Consider the following 23407-nt stretch of genomic DNA (forward strand, 5'->3'; position numbering starts at 1 on the left):
ATGGCGACGCGCAAGGGCGGGGCCGAAGTCGACGCCTTCGTGCGCCGCCCCGATCCGGCCTATGCGGTCATCCTGGTCTATGGCCCCAATGCGGGCCTGGTTCACGAGCGCGCCCGGGCGCTCGCCAGGGGCTATGTCGAGAACCCGGACGACGCCTTCCAGCTGGTCCGCTTCGACGGGGACGACATCGGCGCCGATCCGTCGCGCATCGCCGACGAGGCCAACACCATCGGCCTGTTCGGCGGCCGCAGGTCCATCTGGGTCAGGGCGGGGTCGCGCAACCTCGCGCCGTCGCTGGCGCCCCTGATCGCCCACCCTCCCACGGACGCGAGGATCGTCGTCGAAGCCGGGGATCTGCAGGGCCGCAATCCTGTCCGGGCCCTTGTCGAGGGCGCCCGCACGGCGATGGCGCTGGCCTGCTACGCCGATGAAGGCAAGGACTTCGCGGGCGTCATCGACATGCTGCTGAACGAGTACGGCCTCCACGCCGATCGCGACGCCAAGGAACTCCTGCGCGAGATGCTCGCGCCCGACCGGCTGCTCATCCGCCGGGAGCTGGAGAAGCTGGCCGCCTATGCGCACGGATCGAAGGTCGTCACCGCAGCCGACGTCGAGGCCGTCCTGGCCGATATCGGCGGTTCGGTCCTGGACAGCGTCGTCGACGCTGTCTTCTCGGGCGAGCCGGACACGATGGACCGGGCCCTCGTTCGGCTGTTCCAGGAGGGCGACGACGCCAGCATGGTCATCGGCGCGGCCTTGCGGCACGCGATGACGCTGCACAAGACCCGCGTGGCGATCGACCTCGGCGCCTCTCCCGAACGGGCCGCCGACGCGGCGCGCATCTTCTTCAAGCGCAAGGACGCCTTTAGCCGTCAGCTCGCCAAATGGCGGGCGGGAGCGCTGGAAAGCGTGATCGCGACGCTGCGGGACGCTCAGGCGCAGGCGCGCCGGAACGGCGGCCTTGGCGAGGTCGTGGCCTCGCGCGCCTTCCTTACGATCGCGACGCGCGCCGCCAGGGCCTGACGTCAGCCCTCAGTGGCGCAGGCGGCGGCAGAGCGCGTCGAGCTGGTCCAGCGTCTTGTATTTGATCCGCACGTCTCCGCCGCGGGCGCCGTGCTGGATCGTGACCACCATTCCCAGAACGTCCTCGAGCGCCTTCTCCAGGGCGCGGGTGTCCGGGTCCTTCTCGGCCCGGGCGCGCCTGCCGGCGGCCTCGTCCGGCGCGGCGTGAGCCTCCTGCGACATCTTCTCGACGTCACGGACATTCAGGCCCTTCTCGACGATGCGCCTCGCGGCCGCCTCGGGGTCCGGCATCGTCAGGAGGGCGCGCGCATGGCCCGCCGTCAGCTCGCCCTTGGAAACCATCGCCTTGACGGGCTCCGGCAGCTTCAGCAGCCGAAGGGTGTTGGCGACATGGCTGCGGCTCTTGCCGATGATGCGGGCGAGATCCTGCTGCGAGTAGTCGAACTCGGCGACGAGCTGGTCGTAGCCGAGCGCCTCTTCGAGCACGTTGAGATCGGCGCGCTGGACGTTCTCGACGATGGCGAGCTCCAGCGCCTCCCGGTCGGTCGCCTCCACCAGCAGGATCGGCACGTCGTGCAGTCCCGCCCTCTGCGAAGCGCGCCAGCGCCGCTCGCCGGCGATGATCTCGTAGACATCGACAAGGCCCGGCAAGGTCCGGACCAGGATCGGCTGGATGACCCCTTTTTCACGGATCGACGCCGCCAGCTCATCGAGGTCGGCCTCGTCGAACTGCTTGCGCGGGTTGCGCGGATTCGGCCGCAGGAACTCGACCGGCACGCGACGCTGTCCGCGGGCGCGGTCCACCGCCGCGACCTCGTCTCCGACGTCGCCGATCAGGGCGGCCAGGCCGCGACCCAGGCGCGAACGCGCTTCCTCAGCCATCAAGAGACTCCTACAAGTTCATGGACGAAACGAGTCAGGCGGCCTGGAGCGCCCGCTCCCGCTGAATGATTTCCGACGCGAGCTTCAAATAGGCCTGCGACCCCGTGCATTTCAGGTCGTAGAGCAGCACGGGCTTGCCGTAGGACGGCGCCTCGGACACCCTGACATTGCGCGGGATCACCGTGTCATAGACCTTGTCGCCCATGAACTGCCTGACGTCCTGGACCACCTGGTTCGACAGATTGTTTCGGGGGTCGAACATCGTGAGCACGACGCCGTGGATCGAGAGGGTGGGATTCAGCGCCGCCCGGACCTGCTCCACGGTCTTGAGCAGCTGGCTCAATCCCTCGAGCGCGAAGAACTCGCATTGGAGCGGGACCAGCACCGCTCCGGCCGCCACCATGGCGTTGATGGTGAGCAGGTTCAACGACGGCGGGCAATCCACCAGCACATAGGTGAAGCCTTCCTCCCCGTCCGCCAGCTGCTGCGCGTGAAGCGCCGCGATGGCGCCGTGGAGGCGGTGCGCCCGGTCCTTCTCGCCGGAGATCTCCAGCTCCACGCCGAGGAGGTCCAGGGTCGACGGCGCCACGCAGAGCCGCGGCACGGCCGTTTCGAGCACGGCCTGACGCAGCGTCGCTTCGCCGACGAGGACATTGTAGGTCGACAGCCGACGGCTCTTGCGGTCGATCCCGAGGCCCGTGGAGGCGTTGCCCTGGGGGTCGAGATCCACGATCAGCACGCGCTCGCCGATCGCCGCCAAGGCGGTCCCGAGATTGATGGCCGTGGTCGTCTTGCCCACGCCGCCTTTTTGGTTGGCGAGGGCCAGGACCCTGGGGCGAGCGCCCGAGCGGCTAAGCCGGATGGTGTCGGTCGTCATGATCCGCCTTATCTTCAGGACGCAGTCAGCGACTTCCGGCGAACCTCCCGAACGAGCACGATCCTGGCCTTCGAATCTGTGCGGCTCGCCACTGTCGACGCGTCGAATGTCCAGTATTTAGCGGCTTCGGTCAATTCGTCCGCTACATCTTGACCCTTGGGGAACACTCCCGTGACCGGCCCTTTCAACAGCTCATTCGTGAGCTCGAGCAAGTCGGTCAGGCTCGCGAGCGCCCTTGCGGTCACGACGTCGACTTTTCCGGCGAGGGTAGGAAGAACGGACGCGATTCGCGCGTTATACACCGACGCCTGGAGGCCGAGCGTCCTGATCATCTCCCGCAGAAAGGCGCATTTCCGGCCATTGCTCTCGACGAGGCTGACATGGGAGCCCGGGACGCCCTTCCTCAAAATGGCGAGAACCAGGCCGGGGAACCCGGCGCCTGAACCCAGATCGACGACCCGGCTCGATGGCGGAACATGGTCGGCAAGCTGCGCCGAATCCAGAATATGGCGCGTCCAGACCTCATCGAGTGTTCGGGGTCCGACCAGATTCTTCGCCGTCTGCCACCTCACGAGGGACGCGACGAGGCTGTCGAGCAGGGCCTCCGTTTCACGTGAAACACGAAGGGCGGCCAGCACCGCCGCACGGTCATGCATGGCGCGTCGTTTCTGACGCGAATCGACTGGCGCGACGGGCATGAGCGGCGACGATCGCGAGGGCGGCCGGCGTCATGCCTTCGAGCCGGCCCGCCTGGCCGAGGCTGGCGGGACGGACGGTCTGGAGCCGCATGGTCAGCTCGGACGACAATCCAGGCAGCCCCTCATAGGTCAGGTCGGCCGGCAAAGCCATCGCCTCCTCCCGCCGGAAGCTTGCGATGTCCTTGTCCTGACGGTCGAGATAGACCGAGTAAGTCGCATCGACGGCGAGCCGCTCCGCCACGGGAGGAGCGATCGTGTGAAGCTCCGGCCAGATCGCGCACAGGCGCTCAAAGCTGATGTCCGGATAGGAGAGCAACTCGTAGGCCGAGCGGGTCGATCCGTCCTGGTTCAGGCGCAGGCCCCATCGGGCGCCCTGGGCCGACGTCAGCGTCAATCCGTCCAGCAACGCCCTGCCGCGCTGCAGTTCGGCTTGCCGCGCCTCGAAGCGCCGGCGACGGTCGGGCCCGACGAGTCCGGCGGCCGCGCCCAGCGCATGCAGCCGATCCTCTGCATTGTCGCACCGGAGCGAAAGGCGGTACTCCGCACGCGACGTGAACATGCGATAGGGCTCGCTCACCCCCTTGGTGACCAGATCGTCGATAAGCACGCCCATATAGGCCTGGGTGCGGTCGATCACGAGGCCATCCTGCCCGCCGGCGCGCCGCGCGGCGTTCAGTCCCGCCACGACGCCCTGCGCGGCCGCCTCCTCGTAGCCGGTCGTCCCATTGATCTGCCCGGCCAGGAACAGCCCCTGCGCAGCCTTCACCTCGAGTGTCGGCCAAAGCGCCGTGGGATCGACATAGTCGTATTCGATCGCGTATCCGGGCCGAAGAATGCGGGCTCTCTCCAGGCCGGGAATCGTGGCGATGAGCGCCGCCTGGACGTCTTCGTGGAGGGACGTCGAGATGCCGTTCGGATAGACGGTGTCGTCGTCCAGTCCCTCCGGCTCCAGGAAGATCTGGTGCATCGTTCTGTCGGCGAATCGAACGACCTTGTCCTCGATCGACGGGCAGTAGCGCGGGCCCCTGCCCTGGATGGCGCCGGTGAAGACGGGGGCACGGTCCAGATTGGCCCGGATCACCGCATGCGTGCGCTCATTGGTGTAGGTGATCCCACACCGGACCTGCTCCCGGGTGATGGCCGATGTCAGGGACGAGAACGGCTCAGGCGGGTCGTCGCCATCCTGATGGTCAAGGCCGGCCCAATCGATCGTGCGGCCGTCCAGCCGGGCGGGGGTGCCGGTCTTGAGCCGGCCCAGCGGCAGGTTCAGCGCCTGCAGCGACCGGCTGAGCTGAATGGACGGTTCCTCCCCCATCCGCCCTGCCGGGCGCGTCGCGCCGCCGATGTGAATGAGGCCGTTGAGGAACGTCCCGGTGGTGAGCACCACCGCTCCGCATGCGATGACGCGGCCATCCGCAAGGGCCAGGCCCTGTACGATCATGTCGTCGAGGAGAAGGCTGCTCGCCTCGCCCCCGATCACGTCGAGACCCGGCGTTCCCCGCACCATCTCCTGCACGGCGTTGCGATAGAGCTTGCGGTCCGCCTGGGCCCGCGGCCCCCGGACGGCCGGGCCCTTTCGCCGGTTCAGAACCCGGAACTGGATGCCGCCCGCATCCGCGGCTCGCGCCATCACGCCGTCGAGCGCGTCGATCTCTCGGACCAGGTGGCCCTTCCCGAGTCCCCCGATCGCCGGATTGCACGACATCTCGCCAACGGTCGCAAAGCGATGCGTCACCAGCGCCGTCCGGGCGCCGGTCCGCGCAGCGGCGGTCGCCGCCTCGACGCCGGCGTGACCGCCGCCGACCACGACTACATCGAAGGAGAGAGCGTTCATGGCCGCCTCATACCGAATTCCGGCTCTCTGCGCCAGCGGGAGCTTGGTTCGGAGTCGAATCGATGTTTCACGTGAAACTATTTGCCAATGCAGAAGGAGGAGAACACCTCGTCGAGGATGGTCTCGGACGTCAACGATCCGGTGAGTTCGGCGAGCGATCCTGACGCAATGCGGAGTTCCTCGGCGACGAGTTCCAGCCCGCCACCGGCCTCCGTCAAGGCGACGGCTCGATCGAGATGAGAAACTGCCGCCGACATGGCGGCGCGGTGGCGCGCACGCGTGACGAGGGATGCATCTCTGCCCGACATGGGTAAGGCGACCTCCAGCAGCGCGCGCCTGAGGTCACCGAGACCTGCCTCAGTCACGACCGAGATGGAGAAGTCCGCCCATGAACGTCGTTCCGGACGTGAATCGATCTTGGTTCGGACTGTCCTTTGCACCACGCCGGGCGATGGCCTGCCGGACGGCGCAGCGTCTAATTCATCCCGATCGCTGAGTCGAAGCACGATGTCCGCTTCGGCTGCGCGACGCAGCGCCTTGTCGATCCCGATGGATTCGACGGGGTCGACCGTCTCGCGGATCCCGGCCGTATCCACGAACCGGAACAGGACGCCATCGAGATCGACGTCCACTTCGATCAGGTCGCGCGTGGTGCCCGGGACGTCGGTCACGATCGCGGCGTCCCGCCCGGCGAACCAGTTCAGAAGCGACGACTTGCCGACATTGGGCGGCCCAGTCACCACCACGGTGACGCCGTCCCGCACCCGCTCGGCGCGGCGGTCGGCGATCTGGTCGAGGAGCGCCGCCCTGACCCAGTCCAAGAGACGGACCAGTTCGGCCAAGGGGACGTCGTCCCCGACGTCGTGCTCGTCCGAAAAGTCCAGGTCGGCTGCGATCATCGCCTGCGCGGCCAGGAGGTGGGCGCGCCATTCCTGGACGGCCGCGCTGAGCCCGCCCCCATATTGGCGGATGGCCTGCGCGCGCTGAAGATCCGTCTCCGAATCGATCAGATCGGCCAGTCCCTCGGCCTGGGCCAGATCCATCTTCCCGTTGTGGAGCGCCCGACGGGTGAACTCGCCCGGTTCCGCGGGGCGGACGCCCACGATGCGCGAGAGCGCGTGGAGCACCGCTGACGTCACGGCCCGTCCGCCATGCAGGTGCAGTTCAACGACGTCCTCGCCCGTGAAGCTGGCCGGGCCCTCAAAGAAAAGGACGAGCGCCTCGTCGAGCGCAACGCCCTCGGCGCTCCGCAAGGTGCGAACGGTCGCCCGCCGCGGCGGGGGCATGGCGCCGGCGAGCCTAGTCAGCACGCGCCCCGAGAGGGGTCCGCTGATGCGGACGACCGCGAGGGCCGAGCGCCCGGGCGCGGTGGCCAGGGCGTAGATGGTGTCGGAAGGGAGGATCTGTCCGCCCATGCGGCGTCATCCTCGGATGGGACCGGATCCGAATCGATCCGGATCTCCGCCCTCAGGTGTTCATCGAATCGAAGAAGTCGCCGTTGGTCTTCGTCTGCCGCAGCTTGTCGAGGAGGAACTCGATCGCGTCGACGGTGCCCATCGGGTTCAGGATGCGGCGCAGCACGTACATCTTCTTGAGGACGTCGGCCGGGACCAGCAGCTCTTCCTTGCGGGTGCCCGAGCGCGTGATGTCGAGCGACGGGAACACGCGCTTGTCCGAGACCTTGCGGTCCAGGATGATCTCCGAGTTGCCGGTGCCCTTGAACTCCTCGAAGATCACCTCGTCCATGCGGCTGCCCGTATCGATCAGCGCGGTCGCGATGATGGTCAGCGATCCGCCCTCCTCGATGTTGCGGGCGGCGCCGAAGAAGCGCTTCGGGCGCTGCAGGGCGTTGGCGTCCACGCCGCCGGTCAGCACCTTGCCGGAGGACGGCACCACGGTGTTGTAGGCGCGGCCGAGCCGGGTGATCGAGTCCAGCAGGATGACCACGTCGCGGCCGTGCTCGACCAGGCGCTTGGCCTTTTCGATCACCATTTCGGCCACCTGCACGTGCCGGGAGGCAGGCTCGTCGAAGGTCGACGACACGACCTCGCCGCGCACGGAGCGCTGCATGTCGGTCACCTCCTCGGGCCGCTCGTCGATGAGCAGCACGATCAGGTAGCACTCGGGATGGTTCGTCGTGATGGACTGCGCCACGTTCTGCAGCAGCACCGTCTTGCCGGTGCGCGGCGGCGCGACGATGAGGCCGCGCTGTCCCTTCCCGATCGGCGACACGATATCGATGACGCGGGCCGAGAAGTCCTTGCGGGTCGGGTCCTCGATCTCGAGCTTCAGGCGCTCGTTCGGGTAGAGCGGCGTCAGATTGTCGAAATTGACCTTGTGGCGCGCCTTGTCGGGGTCCTCGAAATTGATCGTATTGACCTTGAGCAGGGCGAAATAGCGCTCGCCCTCCTTGGGGCTGCGGATCTGGCCCTCGACCGTGTCGCCGGTGCGCAGGCCGAAGCGCCGGATCTGCGACGGCGAGACGTAGATGTCGTCCGGGCCGGCCAGGTAGTTGGAATCCGGCGATCGCAGGAAGCCGAAGCCGTCAGGCAGCACTTCGACGACTCCCTCGCCGATGATCTCCACCTCGTTGGAGGCGAGCTGCTTGAGGATCGCGAACATCAGCTCCTGCTTGCGCATGGTGCCGGCGTTCTCGACCTGCAGTTCCTCCGCAAAGGCGAGCATCTCCGTCGGGGACTTCGCCTTGAGGTCCTGGAGCTTGATTTCCCGCATGGGTATGTCCTGGGAGTCGCGGCCCGTCTAAGCCGGGCGTCTGCGATAGGTGGGTGAGAAAAACGTGGGACCGATCCTGTCGGTTCCTGTCGTGACGCCGGCTGTGGCGACGGCGAAACCGAAGCGACAGCCCGAGCACCGACCACGACTGAGGGAGGCTCGCGACGGATACCCGTTTTTGACGCAGGGCACAAGCCCCGTGGCGCCCGGCGTCAGAACGGCTTCACGATGACCAGGATGACGATCCCGACCATCAGCAGCGTCGGAACCTCGTTCACGACCCTAAAGAACCGTGGGCTCCGAACATTGGCGTCCGCCGCGAAATCCTTCACGGCCTTGCTCAGGAAGCCGTGGGCGCCGGACAGGACCAGCACGAGGGCGAACTTGCCGTGGAACCAACCCGCCTTCCACCATCCGCCCTGCCAGACCAGCCAGAGCCCGGCGAGCCAGCTGACGATCATGGCCGGGTTCATGATGCCCTTGAGCAGCCGCCGCTCCATGAGCTTCAGAGTCTCGGACTTGTCGGAGCCCTTCACGGCGTCGGCGTGGTAGACGAAGAGCCTCGGGAGATAGAGGAGCCCGGCCATCCAGGAGATGATGGCGAGCACATGCAGGGCCTTCACCCAGTCGTAGCTCAACCCTGGTCCCCCCGCACGAGCCTGACCAGCCGCTCGACGTTCTCCACCGGCGTCTCGGGCACGATCCCGTGGCCGAGATTGAAGATGTGCGGCCCGCCCGAGAAGGCGTCCAGCACGGCGCGCACTCCGTTGTCGAGCGCCGCCCCGCCGGCGACCACCGTCAGGGGATCGAGGTTGCCCTGCACGGGCTTCAGCGTCTGGACCTGCTCGGCCGCCCAGCGCCCGTCCACCGCCCAGTCCAGCGCGACCGCGTCCGCTCCGGTGCGCTCGGCCGCCAGGCGGTGTCCGAGCCCGGAGGCGCGCAGGAACACGATGATCCGCGCATGCGGGACCTCGGCCCGGACACCGTCGACGATGCGCCGGATGGGCCCGATCGACCAGCGCTCCAGGCCCTCGCGGGTGAGCGCCCCGGCGAAGCTCTCGAAGATCTGGACGGCGTCCACCCCGGAACGGAACTGCCGGACGAGGTAGCGGATGGAGGCGGCGACCAGCCGGTCGATGAGCGCCTGCAGGAAGTCCGGGTCCCGATAGGCGAGGAGCCTGGAGGGGGCGAGCTCCGGCGTGCCCTTGCCGGCGATCATGTAGCTCGCCACGGTCCAGGGAGCCCCGCAGAAGCCCAGGAGGGCGGTTTCGGGCCCGAGGGCGCCCCGCACCCGCTCGATGGTCTCGAAGACCGCTCCAAGCCGCTCCAGGTCGATCTCGTCGGAGAGCCTCTTCAGACCGCCGTCGAGGGTGATGGGATGCAGCCTCGGGCCCTCGCCTTCCGCGAAGGTGACTTTCTGGCCGAGGGCGTCCGGCACGACGAGAATGTCGGAGAAGATGATGGCCGCGTCGAAGCCGAAGCGCCTGATGGGCTGTAGGGTGGCCTCGGCCGCCTTGGCGGGCGCGTAGCAGAAGTCCATGAAGGAGGGAGCCGTGGCGCGAAGCTCCCGGTACTCGGGGAGATAGCGGCCCGCCTGGCGCATGATCCAGAGAGGCGGTCGGCTCAGCGTCTCGCCGGCCAGCACGCGCAGGAGCGGCTTGCCGCCCGGAGGGTGATCCGATCCCACTTCAAATATCCTTTTTCTTTCTAAGATTCTTTTGTCCTTTCTTTTAGACCGCCCGCCTGCGGAACGCCAAGCGCTCCACAGGACGCCCACAGGTTCTCGGGCGACAGGCTTGGCGGCCTCGCGCCCGACGGCCCGACGGGAGGCTCGGGGGCCGTTAACGATTCATTAAGGGTTTTGCGGGGCTTTGATGCTTAACGCCTCGCCTGCGTCGCGGCGCCTCGCGCGGTTGTCCCCGCCTGTGCGCAAAAGCCGGCCGATTCCGTCCCCGTCGGGATCGTCTGTTGATCGCTGTCCCTGCGCTTGCGACAGTGTTCACGCCCGCCGACCGGTCGGGCCGATTTGTGCCCGCCATCCACAGCGCTCCACAGCCCTGTGAATCGCGCCGAAGGACCCGGACCTCCGGGCTTCGAACCTGGGACCGCTCGCTTTGGGACGGAGCTACTTTCACCTGCATCTCGTGTCCGACGCCACGGGCGAGACCCTGATCGCGGTCAGCCGCGCCGCGGCCGCCCAGTACCAGGGCATCTCGGCCATCGAGCACGTCTATCCGCTCGTGCGCACCTCCACCCAGCTCGACCGCGTCCTGGGCGAGCTGGAGGCCGCGCCCGGGATGGTGCTCTACACCCTCGTGGAGCCGGAGCTCGCGGGCCGCCTCGAGGAAGCCTGCCGCGAATTCAGCTGCCCGTGCCTGTCGGTGCTCGATCCGGTGCTCGGGCTTTTCCAGTCCTATCTGGGAACCGTGTCGACGCACCGCCCGGGCGCCCAGCACGTCCTGAACGTCGACTATTTCAAGCGCATCGACGCGCTCAATTACACCATGATGCATGACGACGGCGCGCTGCCGCCGGACCTGGAGACGGCCGACATCATCCTGGTCGGCATCAGCCGCACGTCGAAGACCCCGACCAGCATCTACCTGGCCAATCGCGGCATCAAGACCGCCAACATCCCGCTCGTGCCCGGCATCCCGCTGCCGCCCGGACTGGAGCACGTCAAGCGGCCCCTCGTGGTCGGGCTGGTGGCGAGCCCCGACCGCATCGTGCAGATCCGCCAGAACCGGCTGCTCACGCTCAACGCCTCCGACGACACGCCCTATGTCGACAAGACGGCCGTGACCGAGGAGGTCGCCCACTCCCGCAAGCTGTGCGCCCGCTACGGGTGGCCCATCATCGACGTGACCCGACGCTCCATCGAGGAGACGGCCGCCGCGATCCTGGACCTCTTGAAGCAGCACCGCATGCGCTTCATCGTGGAGTGAGGATGTCGGCTTCCCCGCTCTGGACCAGCCAGCAGCCGCTCGTCCTCGCGTCGCGCAGCGCCGCCAGGATTCATCTGCTGGCGTCCGCCGGCATCCCGCTGGAGGCCATGCCGGCCGACATCGACGAGCGCGCCGAGGAGGCCGCCGCCCGACGGCGCGGCGCCGACCCGGAAGGGGTCGCGCTGGCTCTCGCCGGCGCCAAGGCGTCGGCGGTCTCGCGCCTGCGGCCCGGCCGCCTCGTGCTCGGCTCCGATCAGACGCTGGCCTGCGGCGCGGAGGCCTTCCACAAGCCGGCCGACGCCGCCGAAGGGGCGGAGCAGCTGCGCCGGCTCTCGGGCAGGCGCCATGCCCTGCACTCGGCGGCCGTGGTCATGCGCGACGGCGAGGCGCTCTTTTCCACCGTGGCGACCGCCAGCCTGACCATGCGGGCGTTGTCGGAGGCCATGATCGCGCGGTATCTGGACGCGGCCGGCGGCGCCGCCTTGGGCAGCGTCGGCGCCTACCAGCTCGAAGGGCTGGGCATTCATCTCTTCGAGGCGATCGAAGGCGATCACTTCACCATCCTGGGGCTCCCGCTGATGCCGCTGCTCGCCTTCTTCCGCCAGATCGGGGCCGCCGCCCAATGAGCGTGGCCGCCCCCGGACCCGCGCCGCGCGCCTGCATCGTCGGCTGGCCGGTCAAGCATTCGCGCTCGCCCCTGATCCATGGGCATTGGCTGGAGACGCTGGGCCTCCCCGGATCCTATGGGCGCGAGGAGGTCTCGCCCGAGGCTTTTCCGTCCTTCCTGAAGACTCTTCAGGCCCGCGGCTATGCGGGGTGCAACGTCACGGTGCCGCACAAGGAAGCGGCCTACCGGACCGTGGAGGTCGCGACCGATCGCGCCCGCGCCCTGGAGGTCGTCAACACGGTCTGGTTCGAGAACGGCGTGCTCTACGGCGACAACACCGACATCGTGGGTTTCGTGTCCTCGCTCGACGCCGACGCGCCGGGCTGGGCGGACGCCGCCGGCCATGCGCTCGTGCTGGGGGCGGGCGGCGCGGCGCGGGCCATCGTGGCGGGCCTGCTCGACCGCAAGGTCGGGCTCGTGACGATCCTGAACCGGACCCCGGACCGCGCCGAGACGCTGGCGCGGTTCTTCGGCGAGCGCGTCCGGGCGGCCCGCTGGGAGGACCTTTCCGAGCTCCTGCCCAGCGTCGACCTTCTGGTCAACGCCACCTCGCTGGGGATGACCGGCCAGCCTGCGCTCGACGTGTCGCTCGAGGGCCTCAGGCCCGGCGCGGTCGTCACCGACGCGGTCTATGTGCCGCTCGAGACGCCTCTCCTCAGGGAGGCGCGCGCCCGCGGCGCCCGCACGGTCGACGGCCTCGGCATGCTGCTGCATCAGGCGGCGTCCGGCTTCGAGCACTGGTTCGGCCGTCTCCCCGAGGTGACGCCGGAATTGCGCGCCCTGGTCGTCGCCGACATCGAGAAGAGCCGTCCCGCATGACCTTCGTCCTGGGCCTCACGGGATCGATCGGCATGGGCAAGTCGGCCACGGCCGGGTTCTTCCGGGAGGCGGGCGTGCCGGTGCACGACGCCGACGCCTCGGTCCATGCGCTCTATCGCGGCCAGGCGGCCCCACTCGTCGAACAGGCCTTTCCGGGCTCCACCCGCGACGGCGCCGTGGACCGGGCCGCGCTGGGCGGGATGGTGCTGGCCGACCCGGAGGCGCTCAAGCGGCTTGAGGCCATCGTCCATCCTCTGGTCCGCGCCGCCGAGATCGAGTTCCTGAGAGCCTGCGTCGCCGCGTCGGCGCCGCTCGCCGTCCTCGACATCCCGCTGCTGTTCGAGACGGGCGGGAACCGGCGCTGCGACGCCGTGCTGGTCGTCACCGCGCCGGCTCCTGTGCAAAAGCAGCGCGTGCTGGAGCGACCGGGCATGACCCTGGAGAAGTTTGAGGCCATCCTGGCGAAGCAGACGCCCGATTCGGCGAAGCGGTCGCAAGCCCACTGGCTCATCGACACCAGCCGGGGCTTCGAGGCCGCCCGGCGGCAGGTTCGCGACGTCATCCGAGCCTGCGCGGGCCGGCAGGGACGGGCGGCGCGCCTGGTTGCGTCGGCGGGCTGATCAAGGGAAGTCGATGTCCATCCGCGAAATCGTGTTCGACACCGAGACCACCGGCCTCAGCCCGCTGGGCGGGGACCGCGTCGTCGAGATCGGCTGCGTGGAGATGTTCAACCACATCCCGACGGGACAGAGCTTCCACGTCTACATCAATCCCGAGAGGGACATGCCGGAAGCCGCCTTCGCGGTGCATGGCCTCTCCAGCGCGTTCCTGGCCGACAAGCCCGTCTTCGCCGCGGTGGCCGACGCCTTCGTGGAGTTCATCGGCGACGCCAAGATGGTGGCGCACAACGCCGCCTTCGACGTCAGCTTCCTCAACGCCGAGCTGGACCGGCTCGGCAAGCCGCCGATCGAGCAGGCCCGGATCGTCGACACCCTGGCGCTGGCCAGGCGCAAGTTTCCCTTCGCGCCCGCCAGCCTCGACGCGCTGTGCAACCGCTTCGGCATCGACAACTCCCGCCGCACCAAGCATGGAGCGCTGCTCGACGCCGAGATCCTGGCGGAGGTCTATGTCGAGCTTCTGGGCGGCCGCCAGGCCGATCTCGGCCTCATGGTGGCGGGGGTGCGCAGCGCCGTGGAGCGCGCCACCGGCCAGAGGCGGACGCTGGTGCGTCCCGAGCCGCTGCCGCCAAGGCTCACCCGCGCCGAGCTGGACGCCCACGACGCCTTCATCCGCACGCTCGGCGGCGAGGTGATCTGGCGCGACTACCTGCCCGAGCCGGAGGCCGCCAAGGCGGCGTCCTGAACGCGTCCAAACGCAAGAAGCCGGCCCAGGGGCCGGCTTCCATGCTTGCGATTCTCTGCGCCGCGATCAAGCGTTCGCGGGCTGGCCCTGAACTTCGGAGATGCGCTGGCGGAACAGCGCCGCGAAGTCGATCGGGTCGATGAAGAGCGGCGGGAAACCGCCATTGCGGACCGCGTCGGCGACGATCTGGCGCGCGAACGGGAACAGCAGGCGCGGGCACTCGATCATCACGACCGGATGGACGTTCTCCTGCGGGATGTTCTGGATCCGGAAGATGCCCGAATAGAGCAGCTCGAAGCTGAACAGCAGCTCGGGCGCCTCGCCGGCCTTGCCCTCCAGCGTCAGCTCGACCTCGAAATCGGTGTCCGACAGCTGCTTGGCGTTGACGTTCACCGAGATCGAGATCTGCGGCGGATTGGCCTGAGGGGTCAGCGAACGCGGCGCGTTCGGGTTCTCGAACGAGAAATCCTTGATGTACTGGGCGAGCGCGTTGAGCGCCGGCGCCATATCCTGCTCGGGTGCGCCGCCGGCGCCGTTTCCGTTGGCCATGGGTCGTCTCCTGCTGGCGGCCCCCTGGCCGACCGTAAGCTGTGTGGGCGTGCGGACCGGCGTTCCGGTCCTTCGCGGGGCGGGCTATCACGGAACCCGGTGGGCCACAAGGACGGCGGCGCGCCATGATTCCTTCCGGACGCGACTTCCAGCGGGACCGCGGGTGGATGTTGACGCCGTGAAGGTCCATATAAGGCGTGCACGAGTTTCGGCGCGGGGCCGATGCAGGACGAGACGACCGAGCGATGCAGGATTCCTTCGACATCACCACGATCATTTTTCTGGCTCTGGCCGTGTTCGTGATTTGGCGTCTCCGGTCGGTTCTCGGGACACGGACCGGCAATGAAAGGCCCCCCATGATGCGCCGGGCGGAGCCGCAGGCGCCCGCCGCCGCCAATGATTCCAACGTGGTCCGCCTCGACCGCGCGCCCGAGAGCCCCGCTCCCGAACTGGGGCAGCGCGACCCCGACCGGTGGAAAGGCGTGGCCGAGCCCGGCACCCCGCTGGCCGCGTCGCTCGACGCCATCGCGGCCGCCGAAAACGGCTTCGACGCCCGCGGCTTCCGCGAAGGGGCCAAGAGCGCCTATGAGATGATCGTCACGGCCTTCGCCGCCGGCGACCGGCGGGCGCTGAAGGAGCTCCTCTCCAAGGACGTGTATGACGGGTTCGTGGCCGCCATCGGCGAGCGCGAGAAGCGCGGCGAGAAGGTGGAGACCACGTTCGTGTCGATCGACAAGGCCGAGCTGGTGGACGCCCAGCTGCGCGGCCGCTCGGCCCAGATCACGGTGCGCTTCCTGTCGAAGCTGATCACCGCCACGCGCGACCGGACCGGCGCCGTGGTCGACGGCGCGCCCGACAAGGTCGTGGACGTCACGGATGTCTGGACCTTCGCCCGCGACGCAGGCTCCCGCGATCCCAACTGGAAGCTCGTGGCGACCGAAGCCGGTCACTGAGGGCGCGATGGCGCGCTGGCGGCCGCTCCGGGCTATCGTCGCCATCGGCGGCTGCGCCTGGGCCATGGCGCTCGCTTTCGCCGCTCCCGCTCCGCTTCCTTCCGCCGAGACCGCCCCGATGTCCTCGCCTTCCCCACAGAGCCGCGAAGGCCCCGGCGGGTCGACGCTTCGCCCCGTCGACTTCGGAGCGCTGGCCGGCTGGGCGCGCGACGATCATGCGGCCGCCTTCGCGACCTTCCTGCGCACCTGCCGGACGTTGACCGACGCGACCCCGGCGCTGCGGCCGGGCCTCGCCCCGGCGCCGGCCTTGCTGGACGTCTGCCAGGCGGCCCTCGCGATGCGCGACGTCGGCCCGGAGCAGGCCAGGCTGTTCTTCGAAACGCGGTTCCAGCCGTTGGAGATCGCGCCCCGCGAAGGCCAGGGCTTCCTGACCGGCTACTACGAGCCTGAGGTGGAAGGCTCGCTCACGCCAAGCCCCGATTTCCCCACGCCGGTTCTGGGCCGGCCGGACGACCTCGTCACGATCCCGTCCGGGGGCGACCGCGGCGGGCTGGATCCCGCGCTGGCGGCCGCCCGCCGGACGCCCGCCGGGCTGGAGCCCTACGCGGACCGCGCCGCCATCCAGGACGGCGCCCTGGCGGGCCGAGGGCTGGAGCTTCTGTATCTGCGGGACGACGTCGAGCTCTTCCTCGCCCAGGTGCAGGGATCGGCCCGCGTGCGCCTTCCGGACGGCTCGGTCCTGCGCATGGTCTATGCCGGCCGCAACGGCCACCCCTACGCCTCCATCGGACGCATCATCGTCTCGGAGGGGCGCATGACCCTGGAGGAGATGTCGCTGGAGCGGCTGAAGGCCTGGCTGCGTCAAAATCCGGCCGAGGCCCGCCGCATCATGCGGATGAACCGCTCCTATGTCTTCTTCGCCATCGGCCAGGGCATGGACCCGGCGGCCGGTCCGATCGGCGCCGCCTCGGTTCCGCTGACCCCGGGCCGCTCCATCGCGGTAGACCGCGGGCTGTGGAGCTACGGCCTGCCGTTCTGGATCGACGCCGACCTGACCTCCGCGGCTGCCTCGGCGTGGTCGCGCCTGATGATCGCGCAGGACACCGGATCGGCGATCCTGGGCCCGGCCCGGGCCGACATCTTCTTCGGCTCGGGCGCCGAGGCCGGAACCCAGGCCGGGCTGGTCCGGCATCCTGGCCGCTTCGTGGTGCTGGAGCCCCGGTCGTGAGCCGTCCGGGATGACCCGCCGCCGCCGCACCCTGACGGGCGACGAGGTCGCGCTGTGGGCGCATGTCACGCGCCATGTCGCCCCCATGCCGGGGCAGGTCCGTCCGGACCCTCCCCCCGCTCCCGCCCCCGCTCCCGAACCGGCGAGCGCGGCCAAGCCGCCTCCGCCCGCGCCGCCCGCGTTCCGAAAGGCCAGGCCGGCGCCGGCGCCCGTCACTCCGCTCGCGCCGCTGGAGCGGCGCCTGCGCCAGCGGCTGTCGCGCGGCTCCCATCCGATCGACGCCTCCATCGACCTGCACGGCATGCGTCAGGCCGAGGCGCATGACGCGCTGCGGGGGTTCCTGCACGGCGCGCAGGCCCAGGGCTTCCTGGTGGTGCTCGTCGTGACCGGCAAGGGCGGCGGCGCGCAGGACCGCGGCGGCCTCTTCGACGAGCGCGGCGTGCTGCGCCGGACGGTCCCGCACTGGCTGCGGCTGCCGGACCTGAGGCCTCTCGTGGTCGGCTTCGAGGAAGCCGCCCAGCACCACGGCGGCGCGGGCGCGCTCTATGTGAGGATCCGGCGGCGGCGAGCCCCGGGCGAAGCATGACGCCCTTCGGCGAGCGGCTGCGCGCGCTGCGCGCCGAGCGGGGACTGGCCCTCAAGGACATGGCCGAGGCCCTCGGCGTGACGCCGACCTATCTGTCGGCGCTCGAACACGGCCGCCGCGGGCGTCCCAATTGGGGCTTCGTCCAGCGCGTGATCCAGTATTTCAACATCATCTGGGACGACGCCGAGGATCTCCTGCGGCTGGCGGACCTGTCCCACCCCCGCATCACGGTGGACACGGCCGGGCTCGCGCCCGCCGCCACCCGTTTGGCCAACCGCCTGGCCCGGTGCGTGGGCGACCTGGACGGCGCGGATCTGGCCGCGATCGACGCCATCCTGGACCGGGCGCAGAAGCGCTCCCGGCCCGACCGCGCTTGACCGCCGCCGGCCCGGGTGTCACCACGGGCCGCCCTTCATCATCGGAAAGACGCCTCATGACTGCTCCGCTCTACGACGTCCTCGGCCTGGGAAACGCCATCGTGGACGTTCTTGCGCGTACGGAGGACGATTTCCTTATCGCCCACAACCTGCACAAGGGGGCGATGCGGCTGATCGACGAGCCCGAGGCGGAGCGCCTGTTCGACGCCATGGGGCCCGCCACGGTGATCTCCGGCGGATCGGTGGCGAACTCCATCGTCGGAGTCGCGTCCTTCGGGGGGCGGGGAGCCTATATCGGCAAGGTGAAGGCCGACGAGGTGGGCCGCCACTTCACCCATGACATCCGTTCGATCGGGGTCCATTTCCCGACCGCGCCCTCCGCCAGCGGCCCGGCCACGGCGCGCAGCTTCATCCTGGTGACGCCGGACGGCGAGCGCACCATGAACACCTATCTGGGCGCGTGCCAGAATCTCGGCCCCGAGGACGTGGATCCCGAGACCGTCGCGGCTTCGCGGATCGTCTATCTCGAGGGTTATCTGTGGGATCGCGAGCAGGCCAAGCAGGCCTTCCGCCGCGCCGCGCAACTCGCCCATGTGGCCGGCCGCAGCGTCGCCCTGACGCTCTCCGACAGCTTCTGCGTGGACCGGTACCGCGACGAGTTCCTCGACCTGATGCGCTCCGGCGCCGTCGACATCCTGTTCGCCAATGAGAGCGAGCTGCGCAGCCTCTACCAGACCGCCGATTTCGCCACCGCGGTCTCGGCGCTGCGGGACGAGGACCTGCTGGGCGTCGTGACCCGCTCCGAGGAGGGCTGCCTCGTGGTCACCCGCGAGGAGACGCAGGCCGTCGACGCCCATCCGATCGAGAAGCTGGTCGACACGACCGGGGCCGGAGACCTGTTCGCGGCCGGCTTCCTGTTCGGCCTGGCGCGGGACTTCGACGCTGTGACCTGCGCCCGGCTGGGCGGACTCGCGGCCGCCGAGGTCATCCAGCATGTGGGCGCCCGGCCGGAGGCGCCGCTGCTCGACCTCGCCCGCGAAGAGGGCCTTCTCTGAGCCGCCTGATTCACGTGAAACAGGCGCCGGCGGCGCAGGGCTTTGCGGCCGTCAGAGCTTGCGGAGCGCCACCTTCTCGATGCGGTGGCTCGCGCCCTTTGTGAGCACGAGGCTCGCCCGGGGCCGCGTCGGCAGCACGTTGTCCCGCAGGTTGGGCAGGTTCGTGCGCCGCCAGATGGCGCGCGCCACCTCCTCGGCCTCCTCGTCGGTCAGTTCGGCGTATTTCTTGAAAAACGACCGGGGATCCCGGAAGGCGGTCTGCCGCAGCGTCATGAAGCGCGACACGTACCACTTTTCGAGCAGGTCCTCGTCGGCGTCCAGATAGACCGAGAAGTCGAAGAAGTCGGACACGAAGGGCACCGTCCGGCCGTCCCGGGCGCGGCTCGGCTGAAGCACGTTGAGGCCCTCGACGATGAGGATGTCGGGACGGTCCACCGTCACGAACTCCTCCGGCATCACGTCGTAGGTCAGGTGGGAGTAGACCGGCGCGCGCACCTTCCGCTCGCCCGCCTTCACCTGCGACAGGAAGCGCGTCAGCGCGAGGCCGTCATAGCTTTCCGGAAAGCCCTTCTTCTCCATCAGCCCTTCGCGCTGGAGGACGGCGTTCGGGTAGAGGAAGCCGTCGGTGGTGACGAGGTCCACCTTGGGGGTGTTGGGCCAGCGCGACAGCAGCGCCCGCAGCACGCGCGCGGTGGTCGACTTGCCGGCCGAGACCGATCCGGCGATGCCGATGACGTAGGGCACCTTCCCGTCCTCGGCGAGCAGGAAGCGCTGCGTCGCCTTGAACAGCCCCTGCGTGGCGGCGACGTAGAGCGACAGAAGGCGCGACAGCGGCAGATAGATCGCCACGACCTCTTCGAGCGAGATCGGATCGTGCAGCGACTGCAGCTTCAGCAGATCCTCGACGCCCAGCGTCAGCGGCGTGTCGGCGCGCAGGGCCGCCCATTCGTCTCGCGTGAACACGCGGTACGGAGAGAGCTCGTCGCTGGCCGGCGTGACGCGCTCGTTCATGCGCGCGCTCCTCTGATGGGCGGGGGACGCATCACCCTTGCGGGCGCGACGCCTTCTCCTGAAGCCCGGATTGCGCCGTGCGGCGGGCGAGTTCGTCAAGAACATCCTGCAACGGCAGCCCTCTCGCGCGAAGCACGACTAAGAGATGATACAGCAGATCCGCGCTTTCCATCTTCAAGGCGCGCAGATCGCCCTCGACCGCCGCGATCACGGTTTCGACCGCTTCCTCGCCGAGCTTCTTGGCGGCGTGGGCCGGACCCTTGCCGATCAGCTTGGCCGTGTAGGATTCGTCCGGGGACGCCTTGGCGCGTTCCGCCAGATAGGCTTCCAGGTCCGCCAGGGTGAACGCCATCAGTCGATCCTCACGGGCAGCCCCGCGGCCGCGAGCTTCTGCTTGGCTTCCAGCACGGTGTGTTCGCCGAAGTGGAAGATCGAGGCGGCCAGGACCGCGCTGGCGTGGCCGTCGCGGACGCCCGCCACCATGTGGTCGAGCGAGCCCACGCCGCCGGATGCGATCACCGGGGCCGGTACGGCGTCCGAGACCGCGCGGGTGAGCGCCACGTCGTAGCCCGACTTGGTGCCGTCCCGGTCCATGGAGGTGAGCAGGATCTCTCCCGCGCCCAGCTCGCACACCTCCTCGGCGAAGGCGATCGCGTCGATGCCGGTGGGCGTGCGGCCGCCATGAGTGAAGATCTCCCAGCGGTCGTCCTCGCCAGGTCCGGAGACCTTCTTGGCGTCGATCGCCACCACGATGCATTGCACGCCGAACTTCTCGGCCGCCCGCCGCACGAACTGGCGGTCCGTCACAGCGGCCGTGTTGATCGAGACCTTGTCGGCCCCGGCCAGCAGCAGGGTGCGGATGTCCTCGACCGTGCGGACGCCCCCGCCGACCGTCAGCGGCATGAAGCAGGCCTCCGCCGTGCGGGTCACGACGTCGATCAGCGTGCCGCGACGCTCGTGGCTGGCCGTGATGTCGAGGAAGCACAGCTCGTCCGCGCCGGCGGCGTCATACGCGATCGCGCTTTCGACCGGATCGCCCGCGTCGCGCAGGCCGACGAACTGGACGCCCTTCACCACGCGCCCGTCCTTCACGTCGAGGCAGGGGATCACCCGGACCTTAAGCATGGGCGGGATCCTGCGCCGCGCTGCGGATCAGCGCCAGCGCCTCGCGGGCGTCGAGGCGGCCGTCATAGAGCGCGCGTCCGCTGATCGCGCCTTCGAGCACGGCGCAGTCCGGCTGCAGCATGCGCCGCACGTCGTCGAGCGACGCGAGCCCGCCCGAGGCGATCACCGGAATGCCGACCGCCGCCGCCAGGCCCAGCGTCGCCTCGATGTTCAACCCCGTGAGCACGCCGTCCCGGGCGATGTCGGTGTAGACCAGCGCCGCGACCCCGGCGTCCTCGAAGGTGCGGCCGAGGTCCTCGGCCGACATCTCGGACATCCGGGCCCAGCCCTCGACGGCGACGCGGCCCTCGCGGGCGTCGATGCCGACCGCGATCTGGCCCGGGAACCGCCGGGCGGCTTCGCGCACGAAGTCGGGATCCCGCACCGCCGCGGTGCCGATGATCACCCGCCGGACGCCGCGGGTCAGCCAGCCTTCGACGGTCTTCATGTCGCGGATGCCGCCGCCGAGCTGCAGCGGCAGCGACACGCGGGCGAGGATGGCTTCCACCGCCGCGGCGTTCATCGGCCGGCCCGCAAAGGCGCCGTCGAGATCGACGAGATGCAGCCACGTGAACCCTTCGGCCTCGAAGGCGGCCGCCTGGGCGGCGGGATCGTCGTTGAAGACGGTGGCCTGGCTCATGTCGCCCTGGACCAGGCGAACGCAGCGGCCTTCCTTCAGGTCGATCGCGGGAAACAGGATCACGGGCGCCACCTCAGGAAATTCGTGATCAGGGCGAGGCCCAGCTTCTGGCTCTTTTCGGGATGGAATTGCGTGCCGGCCATGTTGTCCCGTCCGACGACCGCCGTGACCGGGCCGCCATAGTCCGATTCCGCCACGACCGTCGCAGGGTCCGAGGCGGCGAGGTGATAGGAGTGCACGAAATAAGCGTGCCAGCCGTCCGGCCCCGTCGGGACCCCGGCCAGCACGGGATGCTCGCGCCGCACGTCGAGCGTGTTCCAGCCCATATGCGGGATCTTCAGCGACGGGTCCGACGGCTCCAGCAGGGTGACGTCGCCCGGGATCCAGTCCAGCCCCCGCGAGGTGACGTATTCCAGCCCGCGCGTGGCCATCAGCTGCATGCCGACGCAGATTCCCAGGAAAGGCTTTCCCTTGCGTCGCACGGCCTCCTCCAGCGCGTCCACCATGCCGGGAACGGCGTCGAGGCCCGCCCGGCAATCCGCGAAGGCTCCCACGCCGGGCAGCACGACGCGTTCGGCGTCCAGCACGGCCTGCGGGTCGGAGGTCACCAGCACGGGAACGTCCAGGCCCGCCTCCCGGGCCGCGCGCTCGAAGGCCTTCTGGGCGGAGTGGAGGTTTCCGGACCCGTAATCGATGATGACGACGCTCATCGGGCGCTCCCGGCGTCGGGAAAGAGCCCGAGCACCTGAGGCTGCTGCGGCCGGGCCGCTTGCGACGGCGCGGGGCCGGGGCTCCCGCCCAGCCGAGTCGGTACTTCCGTCGCGCGCGACAGCCAGCGGTCGAAGAAGCGGCGTTCCGCCTCGTCGCGCGACGCTCCCGTCACGACGTCGCGCAGGGCGTAGCCCCGCCGCGCCAGGCCCCAGGTCTTCAGGTCGGAGGCTGAGATCGCCACGAAGAGGCCCAGCATGACGTCCAGAACGCCGATCGCCCCGTCCCCGAGCCCGGCCGCGCGGCCGACGAAGACGAGCGCCACCGTGAGGGCCAGCAGGGCCAGGAAGGCGATCCAGAGCCGGTTCGCCAGCAGCCAGATCAGCGGGAAGAACAGCGCCAGCCAGTGGAAGCCCTCTTTCACCAGCACGGCGCGTTCCAGTCCGGCCGGCGATCCGGGCGCGGCCTCGGCCGGCAGGTGAACCGAATAGGTCGTCATGTCGCGCCTCTCTCGAGCAGTCGTGCGGGGCGGCTCACGGGAGCCTCGCCCCGCCGTGGCTCACAACGCCCCTTTGGTGGAGGGGACCCGCTCGCCTTCCCGCGGGTCCACCGCGCAAGCCTCCCGCAAGGCTCGCGCCAGACCCTTGAACAGGCTTTCGGCGATATGATGGTTGTTGTCGCCGTAGAGCGTCTCCGCATGGAGCGTGATGCCCGCATTCGTTGCAAATGCCTGAAACCACTCGCGTACGAGTTCGGTGTCGAAGGCGCCGATCGCATCGCGCGTGAAGGCCGCCCGGAACACCAGGAAAGGCCGCCCGGAGATATCGATCGACACCCGGCTCAGCGTCTCGTCCATGGGCAGGTGCATGCTGGCGTAGCGGCGGATGCCGCGCTTTTCGCCCAGAGCCTGGGCGAAGGCCTGGCCGAGCGCGATCCCGACGTCCTCGACGGTGTGGTGCTGGTCGACATGCAGGTCGCCCTTGGCCTCGACCGTGACGTCGAACAGGGCGTGGCGCGTCAGGAGCTCGAGCATGTGGTCGAAGAACCCGACGCCCGTCTGGATGCGGGCCTCGCCGCTTCCGTCGATGCTCAGGCTCACCGAGATCTCCGTCTCGGCCGTCTTGCGCGACACGCTCGCCGAACGCATGGCGTGGTCTCCAGCGGGCGCGCATGATCGGAAAGGGTGGCCCGCCGGCCGCTTCTAGCAACTCGCGTGCCTGAACGCCACCTCGGCGCCGAATCCCTGGGCAGCCCGACCCCGGGTTGGTCTCCGGGCGCCGAACGCCTACATGAGGG

27 protein-coding genes are annotated in these 23407 nt (G+C 69.3%); 11 read left to right on the top strand and 16 right to left on the bottom strand.

What is annotated here, in order from left to right:
• Entirely contained in the window at positions 1 to 1023 is a 1023-nt protein-coding gene (gene holA, locus ACYVO7_RS10915; RefSeq protein WP_460449853.1) for a DNA polymerase III subunit delta, read from the top strand.
• A 9-nt stretch (positions 1024 to 1032) separates the two neighbouring features.
• On the opposite strand, the gene ACYVO7_RS10920 is transcribed toward holA, so the two are convergent.
• The 8 genes from ACYVO7_RS10920 to hemE form a co-directional block, all read right to left on the bottom strand.
• Positions 1033 to 1905, bottom strand: a complete 873-nt coding sequence (locus ACYVO7_RS10920; protein WP_460449854.1) for a ParB/RepB/Spo0J family partition protein — start codon at positions 1903 to 1905, stop codon at positions 1033 to 1035.
• A gap of 34 nt (positions 1906 to 1939) precedes the next feature.
• Positions 1940 to 2782 (bottom strand): ParA family protein, encoded by an 843-nt coding sequence (locus ACYVO7_RS10925; RefSeq protein ID WP_460449855.1) that lies wholly within the window; start codon positions 2780 to 2782, stop codon positions 1940 to 1942.
• Between the two features lie 14 nt (positions 2783 to 2796).
• A complete protein-coding gene (gene rsmG / locus ACYVO7_RS10930) occupies positions 2797 to 3438 on the bottom strand; it encodes a 16S rRNA (guanine(527)-N(7))-methyltransferase RsmG (protein ID WP_460449856.1) in 642 nt (213 codons plus the stop codon).
• Complete coding sequence (gene mnmG, locus ACYVO7_RS10935; protein WP_460449857.1) at positions 3431 to 5314, bottom strand: tRNA uridine-5-carboxymethylaminomethyl(34) synthesis enzyme MnmG; 1884 nt, start codon at positions 5312 to 5314, stop codon at positions 3431 to 3433. Before mnmG ends, rsmG begins: the two co-directional genes overlap by 8 nt.
• Before the next feature lie 77 nt (positions 5315 to 5391).
• A complete protein-coding gene (mnmE, locus tag ACYVO7_RS10940) occupies positions 5392 to 6729 on the bottom strand; it encodes a tRNA uridine-5-carboxymethylaminomethyl(34) synthesis GTPase MnmE (RefSeq protein ID WP_460449858.1) in 1338 nt (445 codons plus the stop codon).
• Positions 6730 to 6781: 52 nt separating this feature from the next.
• Positions 6782 to 8047: a transcription termination factor Rho gene (rho, locus tag ACYVO7_RS10945; RefSeq protein ID WP_406855588.1), complete on the bottom strand. Its 1266-nt coding sequence runs from the start codon at positions 8045 to 8047 to the stop codon at positions 6782 to 6784.
• A 212-nt stretch (positions 8048 to 8259) separates the two neighbouring features.
• Positions 8260 to 8685 carry a protoporphyrinogen oxidase HemJ gene (gene hemJ / locus ACYVO7_RS10950; protein ID WP_460449859.1) on the bottom strand — a complete coding sequence of 142 codons (426 nt, stop codon included), beginning with the start codon at positions 8683 to 8685 and terminating at the stop codon, positions 8260 to 8262.
• Positions 8682 to 9650, bottom strand: coding sequence for a uroporphyrinogen decarboxylase (hemE, locus tag ACYVO7_RS10955; protein WP_460449974.1), 969 nt, complete (start codon positions 9648 to 9650; stop codon positions 8682 to 8684). Before hemE ends, hemJ begins: the two co-directional genes overlap by 4 nt.
• A gap of 511 nt (positions 9651 to 10161) precedes the next feature.
• Here hemE and ACYVO7_RS10960 point away from each other — a divergent pair.
• From ACYVO7_RS10960 to dnaQ, 5 genes are read left to right on the top strand one after another with little or no spacing between them, the layout of a single operon-like run.
• Positions 10162 to 10992 carry a pyruvate, water dikinase regulatory protein gene (locus ACYVO7_RS10960; protein WP_460449860.1) on the top strand — a complete coding sequence of 277 codons (831 nt, stop codon included), beginning with the start codon at positions 10162 to 10164 and terminating at the stop codon, positions 10990 to 10992.
• Positions 10993 to 10994: 2 nt separating this feature from the next.
• A complete protein-coding gene (locus ACYVO7_RS10965) occupies positions 10995 to 11618 on the top strand; it encodes a Maf family protein (RefSeq protein ID WP_460449861.1) in 624 nt (207 codons plus the stop codon).
• A complete protein-coding gene (locus tag ACYVO7_RS10970) occupies positions 11615 to 12478 on the top strand; it encodes a shikimate dehydrogenase (RefSeq protein WP_460449862.1) in 864 nt (287 codons plus the stop codon). The genes ACYVO7_RS10965 and ACYVO7_RS10970 overlap by 4 nt, the downstream gene beginning before the upstream one ends.
• Positions 12475 to 13098, top strand: coding sequence for a dephospho-CoA kinase (gene coaE / locus ACYVO7_RS10975; RefSeq protein WP_460449863.1), 624 nt, complete (start codon positions 12475 to 12477; stop codon positions 13096 to 13098). The genes ACYVO7_RS10970 and coaE overlap by 4 nt, the downstream gene beginning before the upstream one ends.
• Before the next feature lie 19 nt (positions 13099 to 13117).
• Complete coding sequence (gene dnaQ / locus ACYVO7_RS10980; RefSeq protein WP_460449975.1) at positions 13118 to 13840, top strand: DNA polymerase III subunit epsilon; 723 nt, start codon at positions 13118 to 13120, stop codon at positions 13838 to 13840.
• A gap of 66 nt (positions 13841 to 13906) precedes the next feature.
• Here dnaQ and secB read toward each other — a convergent pair whose 3' ends face one another.
• Positions 13907 to 14389 (bottom strand): protein-export chaperone SecB, encoded by a 483-nt coding sequence (gene secB, locus ACYVO7_RS10985; protein WP_406855594.1) that lies wholly within the window; start codon positions 14387 to 14389, stop codon positions 13907 to 13909.
• Positions 14390 to 14634: 245 nt separating this feature from the next.
• Here secB and ACYVO7_RS10990 point away from each other — a divergent pair, with 245 nt between their 5' ends.
• Genes ACYVO7_RS10990 through ACYVO7_RS11010 form a run of 5 tightly spaced genes read left to right on the top strand, consistent with a single transcriptional unit; the run spans position 14635 to position 18588 of the window.
• Complete coding sequence (locus ACYVO7_RS10990; RefSeq protein ID WP_460449864.1) at positions 14635 to 15342, top strand: Tim44/TimA family putative adaptor protein; 708 nt, start codon at positions 14635 to 14637, stop codon at positions 15340 to 15342.
• 7 nt (positions 15343 to 15349) lie between these two features.
• The gene (mltA, locus tag ACYVO7_RS10995; RefSeq protein WP_460449865.1) at positions 15350 to 16570 is read left to right on the top strand and encodes a murein transglycosylase A; all 1221 of its coding nucleotides are present in this window, start codon (positions 15350 to 15352) and stop codon (positions 16568 to 16570) included.
• 10 nt (positions 16571 to 16580) lie between these two features.
• On the top strand, positions 16581 to 17156 hold the full coding sequence (locus tag ACYVO7_RS11000) for a Smr/MutS family protein (RefSeq protein ID WP_460449866.1): 576 nt from the start codon (positions 16581 to 16583) through the stop codon (positions 17154 to 17156).
• Complete coding sequence (locus tag ACYVO7_RS11005; RefSeq protein WP_460449867.1) at positions 17153 to 17533, top strand: helix-turn-helix domain-containing protein; 381 nt, start codon at positions 17153 to 17155, stop codon at positions 17531 to 17533. The genes ACYVO7_RS11000 and ACYVO7_RS11005 overlap by 4 nt, the downstream gene beginning before the upstream one ends.
• Positions 17534 to 17589: 56 nt before the next feature.
• Entirely contained in the window at positions 17590 to 18588 is a 999-nt protein-coding gene (locus tag ACYVO7_RS11010) for an adenosine kinase (protein WP_460449868.1), read from the top strand.
• Positions 18589 to 18639: 51 nt separating this feature from the next.
• On the opposite strand, the gene coaA is transcribed toward ACYVO7_RS11010, so the two are convergent.
• The 7 genes from coaA to hisB are packed head-to-tail and all read right to left on the bottom strand — an operon-like array spanning position 18640 to position 23258.
• Positions 18640 to 19599: a type I pantothenate kinase gene (coaA, locus tag ACYVO7_RS11015; RefSeq protein ID WP_460449869.1), complete on the bottom strand. Its 960-nt coding sequence runs from the start codon at positions 19597 to 19599 to the stop codon at positions 18640 to 18642.
• A 31-nt stretch (positions 19600 to 19630) separates the two neighbouring features.
• On the bottom strand, positions 19631 to 19951 hold the full coding sequence (locus ACYVO7_RS11020; protein WP_406855601.1) for a phosphoribosyl-ATP diphosphatase: 321 nt from the start codon (positions 19949 to 19951) through the stop codon (positions 19631 to 19633).
• On the bottom strand, positions 19951 to 20724 hold the full coding sequence (gene hisF / locus ACYVO7_RS11025; RefSeq protein ID WP_460449870.1) for an imidazole glycerol phosphate synthase subunit HisF: 774 nt from the start codon (positions 20722 to 20724) through the stop codon (positions 19951 to 19953). Before hisF ends, ACYVO7_RS11020 begins: the two co-directional genes overlap by 1 nt.
• Positions 20717 to 21475: a 1-(5-phosphoribosyl)-5-[(5-phosphoribosylamino)methylideneamino]imidazole-4-carboxamide isomerase gene (hisA, locus tag ACYVO7_RS11030; protein WP_460449871.1), complete on the bottom strand. Its 759-nt coding sequence runs from the start codon at positions 21473 to 21475 to the stop codon at positions 20717 to 20719. Before hisA ends, hisF begins: the two co-directional genes overlap by 8 nt.
• Positions 21463 to 22113 carry an imidazole glycerol phosphate synthase subunit HisH gene (gene hisH, locus ACYVO7_RS11035; protein ID WP_460449872.1) on the bottom strand — a complete coding sequence of 217 codons (651 nt, stop codon included), beginning with the start codon at positions 22111 to 22113 and terminating at the stop codon, positions 21463 to 21465. Before hisH ends, hisA begins: the two co-directional genes overlap by 13 nt.
• Positions 22110 to 22610: a DUF2628 domain-containing protein gene (locus ACYVO7_RS11040; RefSeq protein ID WP_460449873.1), complete on the bottom strand. Its 501-nt coding sequence runs from the start codon at positions 22608 to 22610 to the stop codon at positions 22110 to 22112. The genes hisH and ACYVO7_RS11040 overlap by 4 nt, the downstream gene beginning before the upstream one ends.
• A 60-nt stretch (positions 22611 to 22670) precedes the next feature.
• On the bottom strand, positions 22671 to 23258 hold the full coding sequence (gene hisB, locus ACYVO7_RS11045) for an imidazoleglycerol-phosphate dehydratase HisB (protein WP_460449874.1): 588 nt from the start codon (positions 23256 to 23258) through the stop codon (positions 22671 to 22673).
• Between the last annotated feature and the right edge of the window lie 149 nt (positions 23259 to 23407).

It is taken from the genome of Alsobacter sp. SYSU BS001988, from assembly GCF_054796215.1.